The sequence below is a fragment of the Bacillus sp. NPDC094064 genome, assembly GCF_050279585.1.
Taxonomy (GTDB): Bacteria; Bacillota; Bacilli; order Bacillales; family Bacillaceae_G; genus Bacillus_A.
Window position 1 is genome coordinate 310,904 of the sequence record NZ_JBNNUI010000005.1, and the last position, 25,247, is coordinate 336,150.

Consider the following 25,247-nt stretch of genomic DNA (forward strand, 5'->3'; position numbering starts at 1 on the left):
AAATTGAGTATTTTTATATAAAAATAAAAAAATCAGCTCTCCTAGTGAGAGCTGATTTTTTCACTGTCTTATTCTTGTGAAGAAGAACCATTTGTTGATTTTTCTTCTTTCTTCGGTTCTTCTTTTTTGTCAGTAGTCGAACCGCTTGTTGATTTCTCTTCTTTTTGAGACTTATCTTCTGTTTTACTTTCTGGTTTCGTGCTTGTTGACTTTTCTTCTTTTTGAGATTTGTCATCAGCTTTTTTACCAGAAGCGTTCGTTGCTTTTGCAGCACCTGCATCAGCTTTAATTTCTGCTACTGATTTATTTAAGTAGCGCTCAGGGTTCACAGCTACATTGTCTTTACGTACTTCAAAGTGAACGTGAGAACCTGCTTCTTTGTTCATTGCACTTAAACCAGATTTCCCTAATACTTCACCTTGTACAACTCTTGCACCTTTTTCTACTTTTACACTGCCTAAGCTTTGATAAGATGCTGCTACACCATTTCCACTATCAACTGTTACAACATAACCAAGAAGTGAATCTTTTTCAGCTTTCGTTACTGTACCACTTAAAGCAGCTGTTACACTAAATTCTTTTCCATTCTTCGCAGCAATGTCGATTCCTTTATTCGGGGAATATGTGTTGTTATAAAAGACAAGTGCTTTTTCTTGTTCCGCCTCAGTTGCTACGTCTTCATAGAACTTCTTCTGTACGACTACTTCCACACTCGTGGCAGCTGGCATTTTCACTACTTCTGAAGATTTCGTTACTGGTACTGCTGGATCTTCCGATTGTGTATACGGTGTTGCTTGATCGTGGTTCGGAGTCTTCTTCGGATTAGCTCCTTGGAACCATAGCGCAACCATTAAGATTACCGCTGCACAAGCAATGTATAGTGCCGGAAACACCCATCTTTTTTGAAATAAATGTACTACCTTTTGCGACTTTTTATTATTTCTTCCTCGCATTCCATCATCACCTCAGCAATCATTCTGAACAATATTCAAATATCCTATACAACCTGTAACTAATTATTTTTCGACAAATACTGTAAAAATATGTATAAGAATTGTAAAATTTCCGAGGAAATGATAGAAAAAAGAAAAAACTGAGCATTTCAGCTCAGTTTTTAGTCCATTTGTTTCTTTTTATATACGATTAAACATGCAATAAGTGAAAGAATAAGCCACACCCCAACATTGAGTACATGCCCACTAATACTACTAAACCCTGCTCCCTCTACTAAGCTTTTAATTGCTTTTGCCATATGAGATGTTGGAAGATACTCAATCATTGTCTTAATTACTTTATTTTCAACCATTGACTCAAATTGTACAGCTAAATACATCGTCATTAATATCGGCATTCCAATTAGTGATGTTTGTGGTACAGACTCAGCTAATAACCCAATCGTCGTTCCAATCACGATAAATAGAATTGTTCCACTTAAGAAAATAAACCCTAGTAATACAAGATTGCCACTTAATTGATCCAGAATGAATAAGTTCACAATACAAATACAAAGCGTCAAACATGCTGTTAATATACTTTTTCCAAGAAGAACTTCAACAGAAGAAGCTGGTGATAGCATTAACACACGTAATGTATGTTTTTCTTTTTCTTCCGCGATTACCATCGATTGAACAAATCCCGCAACAAATAGAAAGGCCATTAAAGTAATAATACCAACCCCTGCACTTCCTTGCCCAAACCTGCTATATATAAATGCAAATATAATTGGTAAAGATGCCATTAACAGTACTTGTGAATTTGTCTTAAAATCTTGTACTTCTTTCCTAAAAATAGCTGATACACGTCTCATTGAAAATGTCATTATAATCCCCTCCCAGTAACTTCAATAAAGATATCGCCTAGCGTTGGTTCGTATGAATGAATGGATAGTAATTCTCCTTTTTTCATCCATTCCGAAATACGTTTTGCACCTAATTCATCTTTTTGCACGACTTCTTTTTGCTTATCTTTTAATACGACTTGTATTTGATCTTTCGCGTATTGTAAGCGAAGGTTTTCTGGTGTATCAAGCGCTACAATTTCTCCGCCGCATAGAAAGGCAATGCGGTTACAAAGCGTTTCTGCTTCGTCCATGTTATGCGTCGTTAAGAAAATCGTTGTTCCCTCTTTATTTAAGTCTTTTAAGATTTTATGAATGTTTTGTACGTTTACTGGATCAAGTGCGGATGTTGGTTCGTCTAAGAAGAGGATATCTGGTTTATGAAGAATTGCTCTTGCTAATGTTACGCGCTGCTTCATTCCCTTTGATAGTTTCTTTACTAATGTTTTTTTATCATCTAATAGATTCACTTGCGCTAGTACTTCGTCGATTCGTTCTTTTTTACACTCGTATAAATCACAAAATAATAGTAAGTTATCATAAATACTAAGTCTTTCATATAAACCGCTGTTGTCTGTTAAAATACCAATTCGTTTGTAATCCATACTACTTGGTCCTGTAATATCCTTCCCTAATACTCGTACCGTTCCAACACTATGAAGCAATTGAGAAGTTAAAATTTTCACCGTTGTCGTTTTACCAGATCCACTCGGTCCGAGGAATCCGAAAATCTCTCCTTGTTTCACCTCAATATTTACATTTCGAAGTGCCGTTTTTTCGTTGAAACTTTTCATTACATCTTTCATTTCAATTGCCAATGTCATGTCGTCATCCCCTTTGTTTTTCTTTTTTATAGATGAAAGTCGCTGTAGCGCTTTTCGTTTGTTTGTTTCGCTTTTCCTGACTCAATCATATGAGAAACAAAGGGTAGGCGCAGTAAAATACCGGTAAAAGGAGTATTTTTACCGGTGAATGAATCGTATTTCGAGCTTATTGGAGCACTTTTTATAGCCCAATTACGCCTTTTAATTCATCCATTCGTCCTTTTGAAAGCGGGATTGAACTTTTTCTTTCGTCATCCAAAATTAAACTGAAACTGTTACGAGTCCACGTAATCACTTCTCGTACTCTTTGTAAATTCACAAGATACGAGCGATGACATCTAAAGAATCCGAATCCTGTTAGTCTCGTTTCTAGTTCACTTAATGTTAATGCACATACAAAATCACCTTCACGCACATGAATATGCGTCACTCCATTTTGCGTTTCAATGAAATGAATTTCCATCGGATCAAGTAAAATGATTTTATCGTTCACTTTCGCTGGTATTCTTTCTAATTTCATTTGTGGAATCATTTGAACGACTTTTTCTTCATCGACTTCTTCTGCTTCCTCTTGCTCAATTTCTACTTTTTTCACACCGTCTTGATTTAATATGTATACATCTTCTGTTAATGAAAGAGCGTCCGATAAGAAAGATGACGTAATAAAAATTGCCTTTCCTTGCTCTTTCATTTTCATAATTGCTTTTCGAATCATAATCGTACTCTCTGTATCTACATTTTGCTCTGGCTCTTCCAAAATAATTAAATCTGGATTATGAATCATCACACGCCCGATATGAAGACGTCGTTTCTCTGAAAATGATAATTTTTCTATTTTAACGTTTAGCTTATCTAGGAGACCGACATATTGCACTACTTCTTCTATACTCATATTTGATTCATACAGCCCTATTAAAAACTTAAAATATTCCTTCACCTTCAAACGATCATATGCCTCATCTTTCAAAAAACAAAAGCCGATGCGGGAATAATTTTTCTTTCCAATCGCTTCTCCCTCAAACAGCACATTGCCAGTTGAAGCTTCTTCCTCGCCGATAATAATGCGATGCAACACTTTAGCTGTATGGTTATTACATTGCAAAACAACACATTGCCCTTTCTCAACTTCCAGCTCAATTGCCGGTAACTGGTTCGTCTTCCCTAATTGTTTCAACTCCAATAACGCCATTCCGTCTCCCCCAAAATAGTTTTTATTTTATTATAACAAACAATTAATGGAAAATTATGATACTTTATACAACATCTTTACACCTGAAAGATTGGAAAGCAATTTGTCATGTCGACTAAAAAGAAGGCTATCCAAATGAAAGGATAGCCTTCTTCTCTATTTCTGCTCTACCATATACGACTTAAGTTGATCTCGAAGTGCTCGTTTTAGAAACTTCCCTACAGATGTTTTCGGAATTTCATTTACGAATAAAATATCATCTGGCATCCACCATTTCGGAAATTCTGCTTCTAGTAAAGCATACAACTCTTCTCTTTCTACTGCTTGTCCCTCTTTTAATACAACGCAAGCTACTGGGCGCTCTTGCCATTTTTCATGCGGTACTGCCACAACAGATGCTTCTAACACTTTATTGTGTGACATTAAAGCATTTTCTAAATCTACAGAAGAGATCCATTCACCGCCACTTTTAATTAAATCTTTCGTACGATCAGCAATTTTAATAAATCCTTCCGAATCAACTGTAACGATATCTCCTGTATGGAGCCATCCATCCTTCATCAATTCCTCTGTGCGCTCATCTTTATAATAGCTACCGGCAATCCATGGGCCGCGCAAACAAAGTTCGCCCATTTCTTCGCCATCCCATTTAATTTCACCGTCTTGTCCAATCACTTTCATTTCTAGCCCAGGGAGTAAATATCCTTGGCGAGAGCGTAAATTGTAGTAATCATCTTTCGGTAAATCACGTTGATATGATTTTGGACAATTAATTACAACAGCAGGACTCGTTTCTGTCATTCCATATATTTGTCTAAATGCAATATCATACTTCTCTTCATACGTACGAATCATGCTCATTGGAGCAGCTGATCCACCTGACCATATCGTTTTAATACTACTAATATCATATGGATGTTTTTCTAGTTCCTGCAACAAACCAATCCAAATGGTTGGTACGCCAGCCGTAATTGTCACTTTCTCTCTTTCAATTAATTCCGCTAAAATCTTCGGCGTGAAGTGTGGTCCTGGTAATACGAGTTTTGTCCCAAACCATGTACTCGCAAACGGTAATCCCCATGCATTAACATGGAACATCGGAACGACTGGCATACAAGTGTCTACTTCTGATATATTCCCGCCATCCGCAAGTCCAAGTGTATAACTATGGAGTGCAATACTACGGTGTGTGTAAACTACACCTTTCGGTTTTCCTGTCGTAGCCGATGTGTAGCACATACCGGCTGGTTCTTTTTCATCTAAATCTTTTACAAACGGAAATGTCTCATCGCCTTCTTCGAGTAATTGGTCGTAATGATATGCTGGTGATAGTGTTGTGTGAGGTAGTTTATGATCGTCTGTCATAATGATAAAGGCTTTTATATGCGGGATTTCGTGTTGAATACTTTCTAATACAGGTACCATATCTTCATCGACAAGAATAATCTTATCTTCTGCATGGTTAATAATATATGAAATGTGATCAGCGGAAAGTCTTAAATTAATCGTATGTAGCACTGCACCGATTCCTGGAATCGCAAAGTATGCTTCCAAATGCCTATGATGGTTCCAAGCAATTGTACCTACTTTATCCCCTTGTTCAATTCCCATTTTCGTTAATACGCTAGCGAGCCTTCTCGTCCGCTTTGCAATTTCTCCGTATGTTAATGTATGAATACGCGATGCAGTCCGTGAAACAACTTCCTTTTTCGAAAAATATTTCTCCGCTCGTTCCATCATTGACGGAATGAGAAGTGGTACATCCATCATCATTTTTCATTACCCCCTATTGTTATGTTTTATATATTCACATAACTGTATTATAACACGTAGTGCGCAACGTACCTTCCATTTATTTCTACAAATAATGACAAAAAGAGCTAATTTAAATTAGCTCTTTTTGCACTCTACTTCTTCACCATCAATTTCCCCTCATAATCATTCATCGTCTTTATTTCAACGCCTTTATAATAATGAGCGACAATATCTGTATATTTCTTACCTTCCGCTGCCATACCGTTCGCGCCGTATTGGCTCATCCCAACGCCGTGGCCGAACCCTTTCGTTGTAACGACGATTTTATCGCCCTGTTGTTTCCACGTGAAGTCAGACGAGCGTAAATCTAATTTGTCACGCACATCTCTTCCTGTTAATGTTTTACCTTGAAATGCTACATCTTTTACACGTTTTCCTTCTGTACGCTCTTTAATATCGCCGACTTTTCCGCCCGCCAGTATTTTTACACCGAGACGTTTTTGAAAGTCAGCTACTGTAAATGTTTGCTCGCTCGTAAATTTTGGAGATGCTTCATCCCACGGACTATCTACACTCTTTAAGTACGGATAATCATTTCCCCAATAGTCAGCTGCATTTTCTGTTCGCCCGTTACTCGTTGAGAAGAACGATGCTGAAATGGGTTTTCCTTCATACGTTAAAACTTGTCCTGCGGTTTTGGAGACGGCTTCCTCGATTTTCTTTAAATTATTTTCGTAGTTATTACCCCATTGTTTCTTCAATTCTTCTTTGCTTTTGTACACTTGATCTTTCACCGTATCTGTCACGTCCGCATTGTTTTTCTTTCCTCCGCTTAGCATACGCTGTACTACAAATGTTCTCGCTGCTAATGCCTGCGCCTTTAGCGCCTCTATTTCAAAACTGGCATTCATCTCAGAAGCTACTACACCGGTCACATACTCCTCCATAGGTAATGTTTCTACCTTCTTCTGTTTCTCGCGATATACGGCAACTTGAACCGCTGTATCTACTTTCCCTGGAGCTGGTATACTTTCTATCGCTGGAGGAGTTTTAGAGGCTGCTTCTTCCCCTACTTTTGCTTTCGCAAATGGAATAACAAGGGCTGCAGGTACAATGATAACGAGCGCTATTAGAAGCGCTACTGTAATGAAAAGTGACTTTGAAAATTTCATCTTATTTCCCCCACTGATTATTAGTTGAACCAATCGGACTTTTATGGGCAGTTGCCCCCCCACCTAACTTCTTTGCTTTCGCTGAATTTTGAGGTGGGGGTCTTACTGCCCATTAAAGCGGGATAAAGTTGGCTTCCTTTCATTCTTATGGAACTACGGAATTTTTTAGAACATACTTGGAGGTATCGGTATAAAGTGAAATTTTAATGCGGCGAAGTTTCGCTGACCACAAATAGCAAAATAAAACGTAAATTTTCTAAATATTTTCACTGGTACGTGCATAAGTATAGAATTTATTGACTATAACAGTAATAAGCCCAAAAAAAATAGCCCCTATGTCAAAAGACATAGAGACTATTTCAATTAAGCGTGAAGATCAGAAACTTCTTGTTCTTTCACTTCTTCTACTTTTTCGTTTACACGTTCAATAGTTGCACCTAATGCAGCTAATTTTTTATGGAAATCTACATAACCACGGTCAAGATGTTTTAACTCAGTTACACGAGTGTAACCTTCTGATACTAAACCAGCTAAGATTAACGCTGCAGCTGCACGTAAGTCAGTTGCACCTACTTCAGCACCTTGTAAGCTGTTTGGACCGTTCATAATAACAGAACGACCTTCGATTTTAATATCAGCATTCATACGACGGAATTCTTCAACGTGCATAAAGCGGTTTTCGAATACCGTTTCTGTAATCATACTTGTTCCATCAGCTTGTAGTAATAATGCCATCATTTGTGATTGCATGTCTGTTGGGAAACCTGGGTGAGGCATAGTTTTAATATCAACCGCTTTTAACTTATCTGGGCCGATAACACGTACACCTTCATTTTCCTCAATAATTTTAACACCCATTTCTTCCATTTTCGCTGTAATTGAGCGTAAATGTTCAGGCACAGCATTTTCAATTAAGATGTCTCCACCAGTAATTGCCGCTGCAACCATGAATGTTCCCGCTTCAATACGGTCAGGAATAATAGAGTGGTTTGCACCATATAATTTATCAACACCCTCAATACGGATCGTTCCAGTTCCAGCTCCGCGTACTTTCGCTCCCATCGCATTTAAGAAGTTAGCTAAGTCAACGATTTCTGGTTCTTTCGCTGCGTTTTCAAGGATTGTTGTCCCTTTTGCTAATGTAGCTGCAGACATAATGTTTTCTGTCGCGCCTACGCTTGGGAAGTCTAAATAAATTTTAGCTCCTTTTAGTTCTCCCTCTACGTATGCCTCAACGAAACCATTACCAACCTGTACTTTTGCTCCCATTGCTTCGAAGCCTTTTAAATGTTGATCAATTGGACGTGAACCAATTGCACATCCACCAGGAAGTGCAATACGAGCACGACCGTTACGCGCTAATAATGGGCCCATTACTTGAACAGATGCACGCATTTTACGTACATATTCAAATGGTGCTTCGATGTTTAATTCTTTAGAAGCATCGATTGTTACTTGATTATTTTCAAATACGACTTCAGCATTTAAATGACGTAATACCTCATTAATTGTGTATACATCAGACAAAACTGGTACTTCAGATAGTACATTCTTTCCATCACTCGCTAATAGGGCTGCAGCGATTATAGGTAATACAGCATTTTTTGCGCCCTCAACACGCACTGTGCCGTTTAACCGCTTTCCGCCACGGACGATGATCTTTTCCAAATTATTCCCCTCCGTGTCCTTTTTTCAGTATCTATTCACTCAATACTCAGAAGTTATGATCGGTGTGCCAACCACAATTGTATCTTTGTTGTTTGTAGAACGTATTGCTATTTGCACATTTATTTTCTCTCTATTTGTTGAAAGAGCGTCATCCCACTTTTTATTGTATGCGGAGACTGATACAAATGCTCTTTCTTCTATCTGTTCGATCGCTCTTGCTGAAAAATCTTTCAAAACCTCATTGGTTTTATTTTGCAAAACACCTTCAATCTTATCATTCAGTACACCTTGAACACAAGTGTAAATTATAGGTTTTTCACTAAAAATTTTATTCGTATTCCGAACGTACTTCGGGTCCCATTTCGCCCCACTTACTTCAAAAATAATGAAAGTGTTTTCTTTAGTATTTTCCTTACTCCAAGTTACTACTACTCGTTCTTCATATGAAGCAAACTTTTTATAGGATGTAGCTTTATATCCGTCTGGAGATTGCTCTAATTCCCACTTTTGAATATCGGCTTTGTCCTTCACATCGTTTAACAGTTTTTGAAACGTATGTATATTAGAAATTGTTTTCGTTTCTCGCGCCAACCATGACCATTTCTCTACTTTAGCATCATTTTTCTCTAATGCCGCGATCATGCTCTCCATTTTCTGTTCATCGCTTATTGGTTTCATCTCTCTATATCCAACCAAAAATAAAACGACACTCAAGGCAACAATAAGAATGACTTTAAGCTTCAATTTCATCCCCTCCTATCCCCATTGTTAACGGAGATATAAGGTTCTATACACTTACTTTACTAAATACGTTAAACTCTTCGAATAGCCTAAATAATCAAGGAAAAAGTTACTTACAGATGTCCCAATTGCAATTGTAACTAAGATGAGTAACACTCTCGTCTGCATCACTTTTCCAGGCTTCATTAAACGCTCAATGTGAATGCCTTGCAATGCCCACCACGTAATGGTGATAAACAATAAATGCGAAATAATGGCAATCAGTGCTTGTTGCCCTAAAAGTTGTGCCAAAAAATCGACCCCTTTTTACTTGGCTACTACTTATAAAAATAGAAAAACGATACCATAATAAGTAGGAGCCACACTTTTTCAAATGCAAATAAGCATCTTACATTTTACATCGTAATTTTCTCTCAAAGAACGTATACCTATATGCATTTTCATTTGTGATTCACACAAAATAAAAAGCGTAGAGTACCGACTCCACACCTTTTATTTTTACTATTGTACCACGTTCCCTAGGAAGAAGAAATCTTTCATTAATGGAAAATATTCATAAAAGAAATTGTATCCAATCATCGGCATAATCCCTAGTATTACAATTGAAATTGCACAAAGACTCATAACAACCTTTATATTTAGCGGTAACCGAATCTTCTCTTCTGTCTCCCCCGTGCGGAAAAACATTTGTTGCAAAATCCGGAAATAATATACGAATGAAACGACTGTTGTTCCCATCATAATAGAAGCTAGTACGTAATGAGCCGGTTCTACATGAAGTGCACCTAAAAAGATGTTAATTTTCCCGATGAAACCAGCCGTTCCTGGTATCCCGGCTAACGATAAAATAAAAATCGTCATCACTATCGCTGTAAATGGCGACCTTTTATATAATCCGGTGAAAATGGTTATGTTTTCTTTGTCACTTTGTAAGATTAATCCATGGATAATCGCAAATGCTCCTATGTTCATAAGCATATAAGCCAGCATGTAAAACCACATACTATCCATCGTGAACGGTGATAACGCCACAAGTGGAACGAGTAAATACCCTGCATGCGCGATTCCTGAGTAGGCAAATAAACGTTTTACACTGTATTGCTTTAATGCGACTACATTCCCAACAATCATCGTAATACTTGCTAATACCGCAATGTATATGCTCATATGCCCGTACAAAGACTCCGCATCTCCTTGTATCGAAACATTTGCAAACACCATAAGGAACAGGCGAATAATAAGGAGAAACCCAGCAATTTTAGAAATCGTTCCGAGGAAAGCCGTAACAGGTGTAGCAGCCCCTTCATATACATCAGGTGCCCACATATGAAATGGCACTGTTGCAATTTTGAATGAGAGCCCGACAAGCAATAGTAGAAATGCGAGAGCCAGCAATAACTGAATGCCGCTAGTTAGTTCCCCGGCGAATGCTTTTTGCATATCCAACATGTTAGTCGATCCTGTAATACCGTATAAATAACTCATTCCAAAGAGCGTAATTGCTGTTCCAATCCCTCCGTTAATGACATATTTCATTGCCGCTTCATTTGATGCACGATTCTTTTTTCGTATTCCTACTAAAATGTATGAAGAAAGTGATAGTAGCTCTAGACCGACGAACAGTGTAATGAAATCAACACTGGAAGCCATAAACATCGCTCCAAGAAGCGCCATTAAAAATAAGTAATAATATTCTCCCTTATCCTCAATTGGATTCTTCTTGTCATCACTCATTGCCGTGCATAAGATAAGGGCCGCCCCGCCTAATAGCAACGTTTTAAATCCTTTTGAAAATCCGTCTAACACAAACGATCCATTTAAAATATCTCCCGCCGGTTCACCGTATAACGTAATTAATGACACGATTGCTACTAGGACAGCTGCGATTGAACTAAGCGCTACATACCTATGATTCAGCTTAAAAAACAAATCACATATGGAAAGAAGGATGGCAGCTCCGAGAATAATGAATTCTGGCACCATGAGATGCCATGACAAGCTAAGTAACGTATTCATATCCATCCTACTTCACCCCCAATGTTTTCAATGTATCTTGAAGCGGATCCCCAAGTATTTCTGGCATGACTCCAATTGCAATAATGCAGAAGATAAGTAGTAAGACGGGGACATACTCCCATCCGTGTATATCAGCTTTCGCTTCCCACTCTTTCTTACCAAATGTTACTTGAAGTGTCGCTCTCAATACGTATACAGCGGTTAAAATGATGCCGAGTACGCCGACTGCCGCAATGACTGGCTCCCCTTGGAACAAACCGAGAAAGGCAAGAAATTCGCTAACGAATCCAGACATTCCTGGCAGTCCAAGCGATGCCATTCCTCCTGCTAAGAAGAAGCCACTAAGTACTGGGACACTTTTTGCAAGTCCACCAAGCGCTGTAATATGTGACGTTCCAAAACGTTGTTCTATAACACCAAGTAAGAAGAACAGCAAGGCCGCAATTAAACCGTGCGATACAACTTGGAATAGCGCCCCTTGTGTACCCGGTGCATTAAGTGCCGCAAGCCCCATTAAAACAATTCCCATATGCGAAATACTAGAGTAAGCAAGTACCTTTCTAAAATCCGTTTGGATGAGTGCTAAGAAAGCACCGTACAATAAATTAATGACTCCTAAAATCGCAATGAGCGTCGCAAACTCGCGAAAGTATTCCGGGAATAATCCCTTCCCGAAACGAATCATACCGTACGCGCCAATCTTTAACAAAACACCCGCATGAAGCATAACTACTGCAGGGTGTGCTTCAATATGCACGTTAACCATCCAGCGATGCAACGGGAACACGGGTAGTTTAATTGCAAAGGCAACCATTATGGCGATAAATATACCAAGTTGTAAGCTACTCGGGATGATCTGCCCTTCCCCAGCACTTCCGCTCGTTAATATCTCTTTCAGCTCCACAATATTTGTCGTACCTGTTTTCGCAAACAAAATCGAGAAAACGATGAGTAAAATAGCCGATCCAATACCGTTATATATTAAATAACTATATGCGGCTTTCTCACTCGACAATTTCCCCCACTTCCCAATTAGTAAGAACATTGGCGGCAGCGTAATTTCAAAGAAGATAAAGAACAACATTAAATTTTGAGCAGCGAAGACACCGAGCATTCCTATTTCTAACATGAGTAATAACATATAAAATGCTTTCAAATTTCTTGTAATAGAAAAAGCTGCAATTGCGGCAAGCATCGCTAGAAGGGTCGTCAGCACCATCATGACAAGTGATAACCCGTCAATACCGAGCTCGTAATAAATGGAAAACCACCTTTTATCCACCGCCGTAAAATCCCCAAATTTAATCCATTCCACTTTTTCATCAAATAGCGATAAACTCTTTCCAGAAGCATATGTACAAGCGAGGACGATAGCGATTCCAAATGGAAGCGCCGTTCCGAATAACCCAAGCGCTCGCACTGTACGCGATTCTTTTTTCGGTGTTAATACAAGTAAGAGAATTCCTAACAGCGGGGAAAAAATGAAGAACGTTAACAACAAATCATTCATCGTAAATCCCCTCCCGTATAGAGCAAAATAATGACGAGTAATGCGAGTGAAACTGCTGTTACAGTGCCGTATACTTGTACATTCCCGTTTTGAAGTTTCGATCCTATGCTGCTCGCACCTTTAACCAAACTTCCAATTAAAACTGCGATTCCTTCTACAACATATACTTCAAACAAGCGAAGAACATGAGCGATTCCCTTCGTAATGGGAAGCACCGTAACATTGTATAGTTCATCCACATAATATTTTTCTTTCAGGAGATTATGAAGAAAGGATCCTTCTCCTCCAGCCCAATTTCTTGAGATAGTTTTCTTTCCGTATATGAAATACGCAAGGGCGATTCCCGCAAATGAAACGAGCGTTGCAACAACCATAATCCAAACCGGTCCATGTACTTCTTCCACCTTGAACGCTACATCTTTCGTAAGCCAATCTCCAAGAAACGTCCCAAACCATGGTGTATTTATATATCCCGCCACTATCGCGAGAACGCCGAGAACAATCATCGGATACGTCATAACGCGGGGCGACTCATGCACATCTTCCTTCGTCTTCGCTTCTCCAGTAAAGACAAGGAAGTATAGACGGAACATGTAAAACGCCGTTAAGAATGCCGCAATTACTGCTAATATGAATAAAAAGTAGTTGCCATTCATCCACGTCGCCGCTAAAATTTCATCTTTACTAAAGAAACCAGAAAGGAGAGGAACACCGCTAATTGCAAGTGTACCGATTAAAAATAGCGCTGCAGTTACTTTCATCTTCTTCTGTAAACCGCCCATTTTATTAATGTTTTGCGTGTGCACGGCATGAATTACGCTTCCTGCTGCTAAAAACAATAGTGCTTTAAAAAAGGCATGTGTCGTTAAATGAAAGATACCAGCTACATAACCCGCTGAACCTAGTGCAAGCATCATATATCCAAGCTGACTAACTGTAGAATAAGCAAGTACTCTCTTTATATCTGTTTGTACAAGGCCGATAGAGGCCGCAAAGATTGCAGTGAAAGCTCCAACGATTGCCACTGTCTGCATCGCTACCGCACTTGCCGAAAATAACGGGAACATCGTCGCCACTAAATATACGCCAGCTGCAACCATCGTCGCCGCGTGAATAAGCGCTGAAACAGGCGTCGGTCCTTCCATTGCATCAGGTAGCCACGTATGAAGCGGAAACTGACCCGATTTCCCCATCGCACCAACAAAAATTAATATCGCCGTTATTGTAATCATAGAAGGAGAGAGATCTCCCGTATGAATCGCTTTGAAAATTTCATCATATTCAAAACTACCTGCGTGCCAAAAAATTAAAATCATCCCAATAAATAAACCAACATCCCCGATACGTGTCATAATAAAAGCCTTTTTCGCAGCAGCCTTCGCTTCTTCTTTAAAGAAATAAAAGCCGATGAGTAAAAATGAACCGAGGCCTACTAACTCCCAAAATACGTAAAGCTGCAATAAATTCGTCGATATAACGAGCCCTAGCATTGCAAATGTGAAGAGCCCTAAATACGCATAAAAGGTCGGTAACCTTTCATCACCTTTCATATAACCTTTCGAATACACATGTACAAGCAAACTTACAAGTGTAACGATAAACAACATTAAAGCTCCTAATGCCGTCACCTCAAAGCCAAATGATATATCTATATCTCCAGCGCTAAGCCATACCCACTTATGCTTCACTGGTACTGTCGAAAACCTTTCTATTAATACAAGTACCGCAAATATAAAGGAGAGAAAGATGAAGAAAATACTAAGTACGCTGCTTCCTTCTCTAATTTTCTTCCCGAACGTAATAAGTAACAAAAACGAAACAAGCGGGAAAAGCGGTATGAGCCATGCATAATCGATCATTGTTTCCTTCCCCCTTTTCGGTCACAATGCTATCCTTTGAGCGTATCCATTTCATCTACATGAACTGTCGTGCGATTACGGTACAAAGCAATTAAGATAGCGAGTCCTACCGCCGCCTCCGCTGCTGCTACAGCCATCGTAAACAGCGAGAAAATTTGCCCTGTTAAATTTGGAAACATACCTAATTTACTAAACGCCACTAAGTTTAAATTGGCCGCATTAAGCATTAATTCAATACAAATTAATACGATTACCGTATTTCGCTTCGTTAAAGCTCCAAATAGACCGATGCAAAATAAAATAATTGCAAGCGTTAAATATGCAGAAGCTGGAACGCTACTCATTGGAATCCTCCTCTTTCTCATCCTTCTTCGCAAGTATAATCGCGCCAACAAGTGCTACAAGTAAAATAACTGAAGTTAATTCAAACGGAATAATATATTTTGAATAGAGAAGTGTACCGATTTGAAGTGTGTTTTTTTCATGAAGAGGTAAACTTCCTTGTGTGCTTTCATTTGCAAAATCAATATTATTAACAGCGAAATACATAACCGCCCCAAATGCTACAACCGCAAAGAAGATAATCCATTTTCGAAGAGTAAGACGCGATTCATTTTCCGCATTATGTTTCGTTAACATAATGCCAAAAATCATAATAATTGTGATCGCACCAGAGTAAAGTAAAATTTGTGCAACACCGATAAATTCGGCTGATAAAAGAAAGTACAAACCTGCAATGCTGAGAAATGTAAGAACGAGAGCTAGCATCATATGCATGACTTTCGTTAAATTCAGCATAAGAACGCCGCCGATAATTGCAGACAAGGATAGTATAAAGAATGCTACAAACTCGCCATTCATGCTTTATTCTCCTTCCTGACGTTTTCGTCGTTTTCGTCAAGCCACTGCAAATTTTTAAATAAATCATCACGTGTATACTCCGCGAGCTCAAAGTTATTTGTCATGACAATTGCCTCTGTCGGACAAACTTCTGTACACAAATCGCAAAGAATACAAATTTCAAAATTAATATCGTACGTATCGATAATTTTTCCTTTTTTCGTAGGATCCGGATGTTTTTTCCCTGTTAACTGAATGCAATCTGTCGGACAAATATTGGAGCACTGATTACAAACAATACATTTTTCCGGATAAAATTTTTGAATCCCCCGAAAACGGTCTGGCAATGGCAACGGCTGATTCGGATAGTCGTACGTCACCTTCTTCTTAGTCAAATTACTTAATGTATATTTTAATCCTTTAAATAGCCCTTTCATCTCTTGCTGGCACCCCCCTCATAGATTAGAAGAATAACTCCTTAATCAATGCCGTTAAGAAAATATTTGCAAGTGCAATTGGTAATAATACTTTCCAACCAAACTCCATTAACTGATCGCCCCTTATACGCGGAAACGTGACGCGGAACCAAATTAATAGGAAGACTACACTGCTAAATTTCAAAGCAAACCATACAGCTCCCGGGAGAAATCCAAGGAACATAACTGGATTCCATCCGCCTAAAAAGAGCACTGTAATTAAAGATGCCATTCCGAAGAAATATACATACTCTGAAAGCATGAAAAACGCCCAGCGAAACCCTGAGTATTCCGTATGATATCCAGAAACAAGTTCCGACTCCGCTTCTGGTAAATCAAACGGTGTCCTATTTAACTCTGCAACTGCTGCGATTAAGAAAATGACGAAACCGATTGGCTGCACAAAAATGAACCAAACATTCTCCTGCGCCGCTACAATCTCATTCAAATTCAAACTACCAGCTAATAAAACGACTCCAATTACACTCATTACGAGCGGAATTTCATAAGAAATCATTTGCGCCGCCGCACGCATCCCTCCTAAAAGGGAATATTTATTATTCGATGCCCATCCCCCAGTCACAACACCAATCGTCGTAATCCCAGAAACAGCAATATAATAAAGCAGGCCTACTCCAATATCTGCAAACTGAAATTTATCAGTAAACGGGATAACCGCAAGCACCATAAATGCTGGTGCGAATGCAATGACAGGCGCTAATATAAATAACGGTTTATCTGCTGCTTTCGGAATACTATCTTCTTTCAATAATAGTTTCAAAACATCAGCTACCGTTTGCAGTAGACCGAACCGACCCCCAACTTGGTTTGGTCCAATCCGTCCTTGCATAAATCCCATCACTTTCCGTTCTGCCAAAATGCCATATGTAACGAAGCCAAGAACTGCAAATAGTAGCAGCACCGCTAATCCGAAAAAAATAAAAAAGTTCGTCCAGCTTGAAGGTGATTGTAAGAGCGACTCAATCATTAGCCATCAACCTCCCCAAGTACAATATCAACTCCACCTAAAATCGTAATTAAATTGGCGATATTTTCACCTTTCAATAACTTCGGTAAAATTTGCAAATTATAAAAAGAAGGTCTGCGGAATTTCAGACGATACGGCTCTTTCTTTCCATCACTAGCAATATAGCAACCAATCTCTCCGCGCGGCGACTCTATACGGACGAACGCCTCCCCTTTAGGAGCCTTAATAATTTTAGGTACTTTAGCAAGTACCGCTCCATCTTTCGGGAACTGCTGGACTGCTTGCTCAACAATTTTTAACGACTCCTCAATTTCTTCCATTCGGCAAACGTAGCGATCCCAAGCATCTCCCACGCTCCCAACAGGAATATCAAAGTCAAAACGATCATAAATCGAATACGGCTCATCTTTGCGAAGATCCCAGTTTACTCCAGTGCATCGCAAGTTCGCTCCGCTTAAAGAATACGAAATCGCTTCTTCCGCGCTATATATACCAACGCCCTTCACACGATTCAAGAAAATTTCATTACCGCTAACGAGGTCGTGATAACCTGCCAATTGCTCTCTCATATACGGAACAAACTCTTCTACCTTTTCAATCCAACCATCCGGTGCATCCCACTTCACACCTCCGACCCTCATATAGTTAAAAGTAAGCCGTGCACCGCATAATTCATTTAATAAATTGATAATCATCTCTCGTTCGCGAAACGCGTACAAAAACGGACTAACCGCTCCTATATCAAGAAGATTTGTCCCCCACCAAACGAGATGACTTGCAATTCGTCCAAGCTCCATCGCAAGTACTCGCAAATATTCGGCACGCTCTGGGATTTCAAGCCCCATCATCGTCTCTACAGCATGGCAAATGACGTAATTATTCGTCATGGCCGATAAATAATCCATTCGATCTGTATAAGGAATAATTTGCGTATACTGCAAACTCTCAGCGATCTTTTCAGTCCCGCGATGCAAATACCCAATAACCGGTGTAGCTTCTTTAATAATTTCCCCGTCAATCTTAATAACAAGCCTGAATACACCATGTGTACTCGGATGCTGAGGCCCTACATTCAACAGCATTTCTTCCGTACGGATCATAAGCTACACCTCCACATCATACGGTTCATAATCTTTCCGAAGCGGATACCCTACCCAATCATCGGGCATTAATATACGTGATAAATTCGGATGCCCTTTAAATACAATACCAAGCAAATCATACGCTTCACGCTCCGGCCAGTCCGCCCCTTTCCAAAGCGCTGTCACCGATTCTACTTGCGGCGCCTCCCGGTCCAGCTTTACTTTCACCGCTACTGACTGTTTCTTTCCATATGAAAATAAATGAACATACACTTCCATATGTGTCACAAAATCCGTCGCATGCAGCTCTGACATATAATCAAAAGCAAGTCCCTCATGGAATCGCAATAACTCCATTACTTCATAATATTTCGCGGAATCCACCACAAGAGTTGGCACATCTTTTGAAAGTTTATTAATATAGGAATCTACTAATGCAGCCGCTCCTACTTTCTCCCTAATAACCTCAACATACTGATTCAAATACGGCTGATTCACAGACGGCTCTTCCTGCTTCAGCTCGTCTTCCTTCTTATCTTCCGTTCCCTTTGTCTTCGCTCTTGCCGCTGCGGCCGCTTTCGCCTTCGCTGCTGCAATCGCCTTTACCTTTTCATCTCCTGAATCTCCATCACCTTGTGAGGCTTTTGCCTTCGCTAGCGCCGCCGCTTTCGCTTTTGCGGCTGCCACAGCCTTCGCCTTTGCTTTGGCCTTTTCCTCTTCCGTTACTTCTTCACTTCCTTCTCTCTTTTGCTTCGCTAGTGCAGCCGCTTTTGCTTTCGCTGCTGCTGCTGCCTTCGCCTTCGCTTTAGCCTTTTCCTCTTCCGGTACTTCTTCTATTCCTTCTCTCTTTTGCTTCGCTAGTGCAGCCGCTTTTGCTTTCGCTGCCGCTGCTGCCTTCGCCTTGGCCTTTTCTTCTTCCGGTACTCCTTCTGTTCCTTCTCGCTTTTGCTTCGCTAGTGCAGCCGCTTTTGCTTTTGCTGCCGCTGCTGCCTTCGCCTTCGCTTTGGCCTTTTCCTCTTCCGTTACTTCTTCGCTTCCTTCTCGCTTTTGCTTCGCTAGTGCAGCCGCTTTTGCTTTTGCTGCTGCTGCGGCACGACGTTTTGCTTCTTCTACAGTCAATTCGTCATTTTTTGGTAGCGCTTTCTCTTTTTCCTGATTTTCTTCCTCAAGTTTACTTATTTCTGTCTCATGTTTCGCAGCAAGACGTTTTCTCGCTTCTTCCTTCGCCCGCCTAGCCGCTTCTTTTTTCAAATCCTCTAAATCTTTATTTGGATCACTCATTTATTCGTCACCTGCTTCCCCGTCTTTGCCTCGTAACGAATTTTCTCTTTTAACTTATTAATTCCATAAATTAAAGCTGCAGGATTGGGTGGGCATCCAGGAATATACACATCAACGGGGACAATTTGATCTACCCCTTTCACAACAGCGTACGAATTTACATACGGGCCACCAGCTGTCGCACAAGACCCCATCGCAATAACCCATTTCGGTTCAGGCATTTGATCGTATAAACGCCGAACAATAGGAGCCATCTTCTTCGTTACCGTTCCCGACACAATCATGACATCCGATTGCCTTGGTGAAGTCCGAAAAAATGACCCAAATCGATCTAAATCATAATGTGATGAACCTACTCCCATCATTTCAATGGCACAGCATGCCAGTCCAAACGTCATCGGCCATAAAGAATTGCTCCGTGCCCATCCTTTCAACTGTTCCAATGTAGAAAAAAAGATATTTTGTTCTAATTCCGCTCGTTCATTTGGATGTAATTCCTCAAAATTTATAACCATTGTAACACCTTCTTTTTCCAAGCATACGCTAATCCAACTAGCAACATTACAACAAAGATGAGCATTTCAATTAATGCAAATAAACCTAGCTTGTCATATGCGACAGCCCATGGATATAAAAATAAAGTTTCTACATCAAAGATGACAAACAATAGGGCAAAAATATAATAACGAGCATGAAACCGAATATTTGCATCATGAAAAGGCTCAATTCCACTCTCATACGTCGTCGCTTTCGCTGCACTCGGCTTATTTGGGCGCAACATTCTTCCTAATGTAAGAGCCACTACCGGCAGCAATATGCCTACTAGCAAGAAAATCAAAACGATCATATAACTATTTTCATATACACTCGCCATTGTGAAACCCTCCCCCCTAAATTAAGAACAAGTTCACATAGTAAACAATATGTCCTAGTTGCAGTAATTATTATTTTTAAATTTTTCTAAATAATGCAACTATTTTAATTATTATAACAAACTTCAAATTCCGATGTCGATACGTTGGGGACAGAAACAAAAATTATTAAAATCTATTTTTATAACCCGCTATATCTGTGCAAAATAAACATAGAAATTATATATATATGTCTTTTAGTAATCGTAAAAAATAAAATGAAAAGTTTATATGTATATAACGTAGGTGATATAAATGAAAAAACAAACACATGTAAGTATTCTTATAAGCATTTTATTGTTATGTATCGTGATTCATTACGCAGTAATGCCCTTTCTATATGAATACTCATTTCCTTTTCAAATATTAATCGGCATGAATACCTTATTAATTGATATTATCGCTTGTAGCTATATACTCTATTTTTCAAATATGAAAAAAGGATTACCTCGTTTATTTTGGATGATATTATCAGTTGGAGCTCTTTCTTATTTCATCGGTGATATAGTCGTTGCCTATCAACGTTTAATTTTAAAGGACTTCTATACATTCGTTGATCCGTCTGATTTTTTTTACTTACTTTTTTTAACTAGCTTTGCGCTTGCCTTTCTATACGAAATCATTTACAACCGAGATTTATTAGAAAAGCTTTTTATGCTATGTGATATTTGCATTATCGTTACAGCCCAATTTACTTTAAGTTACTACTTACTCATTGAACGAACCATTCACATTTTTACAACATCCTATATCGATATATTCGTTCAACTTACCTATCCAATGGTTGATTTACTCTTTCTTTTAATAGGAATCAATCTTTTATTTAGACCATTATCCTTATTACCAAAACGGGTTGGTGCACTTCTTGGCAGTGCTTTAATTTTATATGCTACTACCGATGCTATTTATGCTTATATAAAATATTTCACACCAGAGTATTCTATGTTTATAGTTACTCCACTCTATCAAGTGATCTTAGTGCTAGTAGCAATCGCCTGTATTCTTCATACAAAAGAGCCTGAAGAACAAGAACAAGTATTACTAACACCTAGAATTGGTGAATCCATCCGATTATCATTACCTTATGTTTCAGTGGTAATGCTTATTGTTTTTATATTGGTCGAAAATGTTTTTGCACCTATTGTAGTAATCGGGCTTATGATTACTTTCTCTTTCGTTCTCATACGCCATAGTTTAGTTCGAAAACAAAATAAAATATTATTACTATATCAAATGCAATTTAACTTAGAACTCGAGAAACAAATTGAACTACGCACAGAAGATTTAGTGAAACAAAAAAACGAGTTATACCATAACCAACAAATGTTTAAATCTTTATACGAGCATCATCCAGATCCAATCTTCACACTAGATTTGTACGGTAATTTTCTCAAAGTGAATAACGCTGGTACTACGTTACTCGGTTATCAAACGAATGAATTATTAAATCAGCCCTATTACTCACTCATATACGAGGGAGATTTAGAAAAAATTATTAATGCTTTTCATCATGTGAAAAATGGAAGTTCTATTTCTTTAGAAATACGGGCATATCACAAAAACAGAGATATTTACTACTTGCATGTTACAGCTGTTCCCATCTTTTTAAAGGAGCACATTTCTGGAGTCTATTTAATGATTAAAGATATTACGGAAAGCAAACAGCAACAAGAACAAATTAATTTCCTGGCATATCATGATACGTTAACGGAGCTGGCAAATCGCCGTTCCTTTCATCAATATTTAGAAGAAGCGATTGCACAAGCAAAAATAACGAAAAGACCTTTTGCTGTTATGTTTCTCGACCTAGACCGCTTTAAAGTAATTAATGATACCCTCGGTCACCGGGTAGGAGATCTCCTTTTAATTGCAGTAGCAAGAAGGCTCGAACAAGTATCAACACCAAATATGAAACTTGCTCGACTAGCCGGGGATGAATTCACAATCCTCATCGAAAATTATAAAAAAAAGCCAGATGTACAAAAAATAGCTGATATGATTGTAGCTGCCATGAACAAACCATTTGAAATCGAAAATCAACATTTACAAATTTCACCGAGTATCGGAATTGCGATATATCCTGAAGCAGGTGAAGATCCTTTGTCTATTTTGCAGCATGCTGATATGGCCATGTACGAAGCAAAAAACAGAGGGAAAAATAGGAGCTCTCTTTACACGAAAGAACTGTATAAAAAAATAGAACGAAAAGCTCGAATCGAAAAAGATTTGCCACTCGCTTTAGTAAATAAAGAGTTCTATCTCGTGTATCAACCACAAATTGATATTACAACAAAAAAAATTATTGGTGCTGAAGCATTAATACGTTGGAAACACCCACTACTAGGTGACATTCCGCCACATGAGTTCATTCCTATTGTAGAAGAGACTCCTCAAGTCATCCCGCTTGGACACTGGGTGCTAAAAGAGTCCTGTTACCAATTAAAAATATGGCACATGCTTGGTTACACAGATTTAAAAATGAGTGTGAATTTATCAGCAAAAGAGTTTCAGCAAAATCAGTTAATCGAAAATATTTCCCAAATACTACAAGAAGTCAATGTTCATCCTAAATCTGTAACACTCGAGCTAACCGAGAGAATTGCGATGATCAATGAACAGGAAACATTATTGAGACTCAAACAATTAAAAGAATATGGTATTCACACATCTATTGACGACTTCGGTACCGGTTACTCTTCTCTTGCATATTTGTCAATTTTCCCTATCGATACATTAAAAATACCGAGGGAATTCACACAACTAGCCGATCATCGACCTGAAGAAAGAGCCATCGTTTCAACCATTCTTTCTCTTGCAAATACTTTAAATCTTTCAGTCGTTGCCGAAGGAATTGAAACAGAAAAACAGCTGAAATTTTTACAAAAAAACAACTGTAAATATATGCAAGGTTACTATTTCAGTAAACCTCTAACAAGTAAACAATTTATAAGATTTCTACAAAAAACACCCAGTATGAACAAATAGTTCACACTGGGTGTTTTTATCCCGCTATTTACGGGCAGTAAATAGCGGGGGGATGGCTCTAGACTGATTACAATTTCACTTTATATTGTTGGAATTTTTTTCTCATAATATTCTTCTGCAATCTCTTCGTAAAAAGCTGCAGCTGTTGTATAGAAATATGGAATTAACCATAGGAATCCAATCCCGAGTGTAATACAACTTAATATGAACCAACCAATAAAGCTTAAACATAAAAGGAAATACTCCATTTTATGCCCATCCATCATACGACGGCTTTCTGTAATAGCTTGGTTCAATGAATACTCAGGATGATCGTTTATAATAAAATATGTCATCGCATAAGAAAACGATTTAATAATGCCTGGAATAATGAGAAGTAACGTCCATAAAAAAAGATAAAGATTCACTAATAAATATACTAAAAATGATTTTAGAAATCTTTTCCCAGCCGTAAACCAAATAAATATATTACCGATGCTAGCTTGTTTTTCACGAATGATATTTAAAGCAAGATAATATCCACCTAAAGTTAATGGTCCAGTAACAAAAAATGTAAGAAAATTCACTGAAAGTGAACCCCCTATTTCTTGTCGATCTAAAACAGCAGAAACTCCCCAATCAACACTAAAACTAAAAGCCGTAATAAGAATGGAAATGAGTAGTGTTGCCCCAACTGCTAAGCCCCATTTTCCTTCAAGCGAGTCTAGCGCTTCTCCTTTTAAATCACTAATCATAACTTTCCTCCTATACGTAATAATTCTATTAGTATAGCATGTTCCTACTGCAATTCACCTTTTGAAATGTAGCGATAAAAATGTGCTGTCGTTGTATTCATATACGGACTAACCCAAAGGAAGCCTATTCCGAGTGTAAGAAGTGCTAAAATAGCCCACCCTATAAAACTAAGCCATAAAAGAAACAAATCTAACTTATGTCCCTTCATAAGATGCTTACTTTCTTTCATTGCCTGTGACACACTATATTCTGGATTTTCAATCATCACATAGTACGTCATCGTATAAGAAAAATACATCACAATTATACCAACAATTGAAATAGCTAATAGTACGAAGAAAGCAATTGTAAACGACGTATTCCCTTCTTCACCTAAGAATATGAATAAACCTGTTAACAATATCGGAATCCATGTACCTGTATATAATAAAATCGCAAGCATTGCCCACATTGTTTTCATCATTCTCTTAAAGCCACGAAATCCTTCGAATAAGTGATCTATTTTAGCACCTTCTCGTTTACTAACCTGTAGAAACACATTCGTATAACCATATGACGTAATACCATAAGATGCATTACTCAAAATGATCATTATGCAATACAAAATTCCAAATGTAATACCTGCTCCAATTGACATTGTTTCCTCTTCAATTGAACCTGTTAAACCAGCAAATAAGAAAAATATAATAACTCCCGGAATAAAAAGTATAAACATTGCAGCCATTGCAACAACATAGCTTAAAATAAAATATAAAATTGTTGCTCCAACACCTAGTCCCCATTTTCCCTTTAAAGAGTGCAATGCTTCTCGTTTCATTTCACCAATCATGTGTTCATCCCCTTTATAAATTGTTGTACATTCTCTACTTATACGAGCATCAATACAATTATACCATTTTTGTAAAATTATCCATAAACTACAATAAAAAAATCCGTAAAGGCAAAGCCTTTACGGATTTTTTATTTCATATCGGAAACGTTTAAACGGTTCACAGCACGTTGTAATGCCATTTCTGCACGTCTAAAGTCAACGTGAGCTTGTTTATCTTGCATACGTTGCTCAGCGCGACGCTTCGCTTCATTTGCACGATGGATATCGATATGGTTTGCTTCTTCAGCAGATGATGATAATACAGTTACTTTATCTGGACGAACTTCGATAAAGCCACCGCTTACTGCTACATAATCAGTGTGTCCACCATTTTTCAGACGAACTGCACTAATTTTTAATGGTGCAACAGTTGGAATGTGACCTGGTAAGATCCCCATTTCCCCACTCTCTGCTTTTACACTTACCATTTCTACTTCTTTTTCGTAAACCGGTCCATCAGGAGTTACAATACTGACTGGAAATGTCTTCATACTTCGTCCCTCCTAA

Annotated in this window: 24 protein-coding genes; 1 reads left to right on the forward strand and 23 read right to left on the reverse strand. The window is 38.5% G+C overall.

What is annotated here, in order from left to right; all coding sequences use genetic code 11:
* Positions 1-68 precede the first annotated feature (68 nt).
* The 20 genes from ACQKNI_RS14290 to nuoA form a co-directional block, all read right to left on the reverse strand.
* A complete protein-coding gene (locus ACQKNI_RS14290; protein WP_088232000.1) occupies positions 69-953 on the reverse strand; it encodes a M23 family metallopeptidase in 885 nt (294 codons plus the stop codon).
* Between the two features lie 161 nt (positions 954-1,114).
* Positions 1,115-1,819: an ABC transporter permease gene (locus ACQKNI_RS14295; RefSeq protein WP_427282460.1), complete on the reverse strand. Its 705-nt coding sequence runs from the start codon at positions 1,817-1,819 to the stop codon at positions 1,115-1,117.
* Positions 1,819-2,661, reverse strand: coding sequence for an ABC transporter ATP-binding protein (locus tag ACQKNI_RS14300; RefSeq protein ID WP_088231998.1), 843 nt, complete (start codon positions 2,659-2,661; stop codon positions 1,819-1,821). The genes ACQKNI_RS14295 and ACQKNI_RS14300 overlap by 1 nt, the downstream gene beginning before the upstream one ends.
* Positions 2,662-2,842: 181 nt before the next feature.
* Complete coding sequence (locus ACQKNI_RS14305) at positions 2,843-3,850, reverse strand: LytTR family transcriptional regulator DNA-binding domain-containing protein (protein ID WP_427282461.1); 1,008 nt, start codon at positions 3,848-3,850, stop codon at positions 2,843-2,845.
* A 156-nt stretch (positions 3,851-4,006) separates the two neighbouring features.
* The gene (locus ACQKNI_RS14310; RefSeq protein WP_427282462.1) at positions 4,007-5,623 is read right to left on the reverse strand and encodes a long-chain fatty acid--CoA ligase; all 1,617 of its coding nucleotides are present in this window, start codon (positions 5,621-5,623) and stop codon (positions 4,007-4,009) included.
* Between the two features lie 134 nt (positions 5,624-5,757).
* A complete protein-coding gene (spoIID, locus tag ACQKNI_RS14315; RefSeq protein ID WP_088231995.1) occupies positions 5,758-6,777 on the reverse strand; it encodes a stage II sporulation protein D in 1,020 nt (339 codons plus the stop codon).
* 363 nt (positions 6,778-7,140) lie between these two features.
* Positions 7,141-8,445, reverse strand: a complete 1,305-nt coding sequence (murA, locus tag ACQKNI_RS14320; protein ID WP_000411264.1) for a UDP-N-acetylglucosamine 1-carboxyvinyltransferase — start codon at positions 8,443-8,445, stop codon at positions 7,141-7,143.
* Positions 8,446-8,484: 39 nt separating this feature from the next.
* A complete protein-coding gene (locus ACQKNI_RS14325; protein WP_427282463.1) occupies positions 8,485-9,189 on the reverse strand; it encodes a YwmB family TATA-box binding protein in 705 nt (234 codons plus the stop codon).
* Positions 9,190-9,240: 51 nt separating this feature from the next.
* Positions 9,241-9,477: a DUF1146 family protein gene (locus ACQKNI_RS14330; RefSeq protein ID WP_088231993.1), complete on the reverse strand. Its 237-nt coding sequence runs from the start codon at positions 9,475-9,477 to the stop codon at positions 9,241-9,243.
* A 210-nt stretch (positions 9,478-9,687) separates the two neighbouring features.
* Positions 9,688-11,202, reverse strand: coding sequence for an NADH-quinone oxidoreductase subunit NuoN (gene nuoN, locus ACQKNI_RS14335; RefSeq protein ID WP_427282477.1), 1,515 nt, complete (start codon positions 11,200-11,202; stop codon positions 9,688-9,690).
* A gap of 7 nt (positions 11,203-11,209) precedes the next feature.
* On the reverse strand, positions 11,210-12,712 hold the full coding sequence (locus ACQKNI_RS14340; protein ID WP_427282464.1) for an NADH-quinone oxidoreductase subunit M: 1,503 nt from the start codon (positions 12,710-12,712) through the stop codon (positions 11,210-11,212).
* Positions 12,709-14,571: an NADH-quinone oxidoreductase subunit L gene (nuoL, locus tag ACQKNI_RS14345; RefSeq protein ID WP_427282465.1), complete on the reverse strand. Its 1,863-nt coding sequence runs from the start codon at positions 14,569-14,571 to the stop codon at positions 12,709-12,711. Before nuoL ends, ACQKNI_RS14340 begins: the two co-directional genes overlap by 4 nt.
* 29 nt (positions 14,572-14,600) lie before the next feature.
* A complete protein-coding gene (nuoK, locus tag ACQKNI_RS14350; RefSeq protein WP_098883024.1) occupies positions 14,601-14,915 on the reverse strand; it encodes an NADH-quinone oxidoreductase subunit NuoK in 315 nt (104 codons plus the stop codon).
* On the reverse strand, positions 14,908-15,432 hold the full coding sequence (locus ACQKNI_RS14355; RefSeq protein WP_063222506.1) for an NADH-quinone oxidoreductase subunit J: 525 nt from the start codon (positions 15,430-15,432) through the stop codon (positions 14,908-14,910). The genes nuoK and ACQKNI_RS14355 overlap by 8 nt, the downstream gene beginning before the upstream one ends.
* Complete coding sequence (gene nuoI / locus ACQKNI_RS14360; protein WP_098253460.1) at positions 15,429-15,848, reverse strand: NADH-quinone oxidoreductase subunit NuoI; 420 nt, start codon at positions 15,846-15,848, stop codon at positions 15,429-15,431. Before nuoI ends, ACQKNI_RS14355 begins: the two co-directional genes overlap by 4 nt.
* Before the next feature lie 25 nt (positions 15,849-15,873).
* Positions 15,874-16,875: an NADH-quinone oxidoreductase subunit NuoH gene (gene nuoH / locus ACQKNI_RS14365; protein WP_427282468.1), complete on the reverse strand. Its 1,002-nt coding sequence runs from the start codon at positions 16,873-16,875 to the stop codon at positions 15,874-15,876.
* Positions 16,875-17,975: an NADH-quinone oxidoreductase subunit NuoD gene (gene nuoD, locus ACQKNI_RS14370; RefSeq protein WP_002123807.1), complete on the reverse strand. Its 1,101-nt coding sequence runs from the start codon at positions 17,973-17,975 to the stop codon at positions 16,875-16,877. Before nuoD ends, nuoH begins: the two co-directional genes overlap by 1 nt.
* Before the next feature lie 3 nt (positions 17,976-17,978).
* Positions 17,979-19,238, reverse strand: a complete 1,260-nt coding sequence (locus tag ACQKNI_RS14375) for an NADH-quinone oxidoreductase subunit C (RefSeq protein ID WP_427282469.1) — start codon at positions 19,236-19,238, stop codon at positions 17,979-17,981.
* Positions 19,235-19,753: an NADH-quinone oxidoreductase subunit NuoB gene (nuoB, locus tag ACQKNI_RS14380; protein ID WP_071711210.1), complete on the reverse strand. Its 519-nt coding sequence runs from the start codon at positions 19,751-19,753 to the stop codon at positions 19,235-19,237. Before nuoB ends, ACQKNI_RS14375 begins: the two co-directional genes overlap by 4 nt.
* Entirely contained in the window at positions 19,744-20,112 is a 369-nt protein-coding gene (nuoA, locus tag ACQKNI_RS14385) for an NADH-quinone oxidoreductase subunit NuoA (protein WP_000179277.1), read from the reverse strand. The genes nuoB and nuoA overlap by 10 nt, the downstream gene beginning before the upstream one ends.
* Positions 20,113-20,404: 292 nt before the next feature.
* Between nuoA and ACQKNI_RS14390 the strand changes: the two genes are divergently transcribed.
* Positions 20,405-23,134, forward strand: coding sequence for a putative bifunctional diguanylate cyclase/phosphodiesterase (locus ACQKNI_RS14390; protein ID WP_088231986.1), 2,730 nt, complete (start codon positions 20,405-20,407; stop codon positions 23,132-23,134).
* Between the two features lie 80 nt (positions 23,135-23,214).
* Here ACQKNI_RS14390 and ACQKNI_RS14395 read toward each other — a convergent pair whose 3' ends face one another.
* The 3 genes from ACQKNI_RS14395 to atpC form a co-directional block, all read right to left on the reverse strand.
* Positions 23,215-23,868 carry a DUF975 family protein gene (locus ACQKNI_RS14395; protein WP_088231985.1) on the reverse strand — a complete coding sequence of 218 codons (654 nt, stop codon included), beginning with the start codon at positions 23,866-23,868 and terminating at the stop codon, positions 23,215-23,217.
* A gap of 44 nt (positions 23,869-23,912) precedes the next feature.
* Positions 23,913-24,698, reverse strand: a complete 786-nt coding sequence (locus ACQKNI_RS14400) for a DUF975 family protein (protein WP_098252368.1) — start codon at positions 24,696-24,698, stop codon at positions 23,913-23,915.
* Positions 24,699-24,829: 131 nt separating this feature from the next.
* The gene (atpC, locus tag ACQKNI_RS14405; protein WP_000847215.1) at positions 24,830-25,231 is read right to left on the reverse strand and encodes a F0F1 ATP synthase subunit epsilon; all 402 of its coding nucleotides are present in this window, start codon (positions 25,229-25,231) and stop codon (positions 24,830-24,832) included.
* Positions 25,232-25,247: the final 16 nt, after the last annotated feature.

Excerpts from the sequence above, each read along its gene's own strand:
- spoIID (WP_088231995.1), bottom strand. The coding sequence starts at position 6,777 with ATGAAATTTTCAAAGTCACTTTTCATTACAGTAGCGCTTCTAATAGCG.
- ACQKNI_RS14305 (WP_427282461.1), bottom strand. The coding sequence starts at position 3,850 with ATGGCGTTATTGGAGTTGAAACAATTAGGGAAGACGAACCAGTTACCG.
- nuoL (WP_427282465.1), bottom strand. The coding sequence starts at position 14,571 with ATGATCGATTATGCATGGCTCATACCGCTTTTCCCGCTTGTTTCGTTT.
- nuoB (WP_071711210.1), bottom strand. The coding sequence starts at position 19,753 with ATGGTTATAAATTTTGAGGAATTACATCCAAATGAACGAGCGGAATTA.
- nuoD (WP_002123807.1), bottom strand. The coding sequence starts at position 17,975 with ATGATCCGTACGGAAGAAATGCTGTTGAATGTAGGGCCTCAGCATCCG.
- nuoK (WP_098883024.1), bottom strand. The coding sequence starts at position 14,915 with ATGAGTAGCGTTCCAGCTTCTGCATATTTAACGCTTGCAATTATTTTA.
- ACQKNI_RS14375 (WP_427282469.1), bottom strand. The coding sequence starts at position 19,238 with ATGAGTGATCCAAATAAAGATTTAGAGGATTTGAAAAAAGAAGCGGCT.
- ACQKNI_RS14290 (WP_088232000.1), bottom strand. The coding sequence starts at position 953 with ATGCGAGGAAGAAATAATAAAAAGTCGCAAAAGGTAGTACATTTATTT.
- ACQKNI_RS14295 (WP_427282460.1), bottom strand. The coding sequence starts at position 1,819 with ATGACATTTTCAATGAGACGTGTATCAGCTATTTTTAGGAAAGAAGTA.
- nuoH (WP_427282468.1), bottom strand. The coding sequence starts at position 16,875 with ATGATTGAGTCGCTCTTACAATCACCTTCAAGCTGGACGAACTTTTTT.
- nuoI (WP_098253460.1), bottom strand. The coding sequence starts at position 15,848 with ATGAAAGGGCTATTTAAAGGATTAAAATATACATTAAGTAATTTGACT.
- ACQKNI_RS14400 (WP_098252368.1), bottom strand. The coding sequence starts at position 24,698 with ATGATTGGTGAAATGAAACGAGAAGCATTGCACTCTTTAAAGGGAAAA.
- ACQKNI_RS14355 (WP_063222506.1), bottom strand. The coding sequence starts at position 15,432 with ATGAATGGCGAGTTTGTAGCATTCTTTATACTATCCTTGTCTGCAATT.
- nuoN (WP_427282477.1), bottom strand. The coding sequence starts at position 11,202 with ATGAATACGTTACTTAGCTTGTCATGGCATCTCATGGTGCCAGAATTC.
- nuoA (WP_000179277.1), bottom strand. The coding sequence starts at position 20,112 with ATGGCGAGTGTATATGAAAATAGTTATATGATCGTTTTGATTTTCTTG.
- ACQKNI_RS14310 (WP_427282462.1), bottom strand. The coding sequence starts at position 5,623 with ATGATGATGGATGTACCACTTCTCATTCCGTCAATGATGGAACGAGCG.
- ACQKNI_RS14340 (WP_427282464.1), bottom strand. The coding sequence starts at position 12,712 with ATGAATGATTTGTTGTTAACGTTCTTCATTTTTTCCCCGCTGTTAGGA.
- ACQKNI_RS14300 (WP_088231998.1), bottom strand. The coding sequence starts at position 2,661 with ATGACATTGGCAATTGAAATGAAAGATGTAATGAAAAGTTTCAACGAA.
- ACQKNI_RS14395 (WP_088231985.1), bottom strand. The coding sequence starts at position 23,868 with ATGATTAGTGATTTAAAAGGAGAAGCGCTAGACTCGCTTGAAGGAAAA.
- atpC (WP_000847215.1), bottom strand. The coding sequence starts at position 25,231 with ATGAAGACATTTCCAGTCAGTATTGTAACTCCTGATGGACCGGTTTAC.
- ACQKNI_RS14390 (WP_088231986.1), top strand. The coding sequence starts at position 20,405 with ATGAAAAAACAAACACATGTAAGTATTCTTATAAGCATTTTATTGTTA.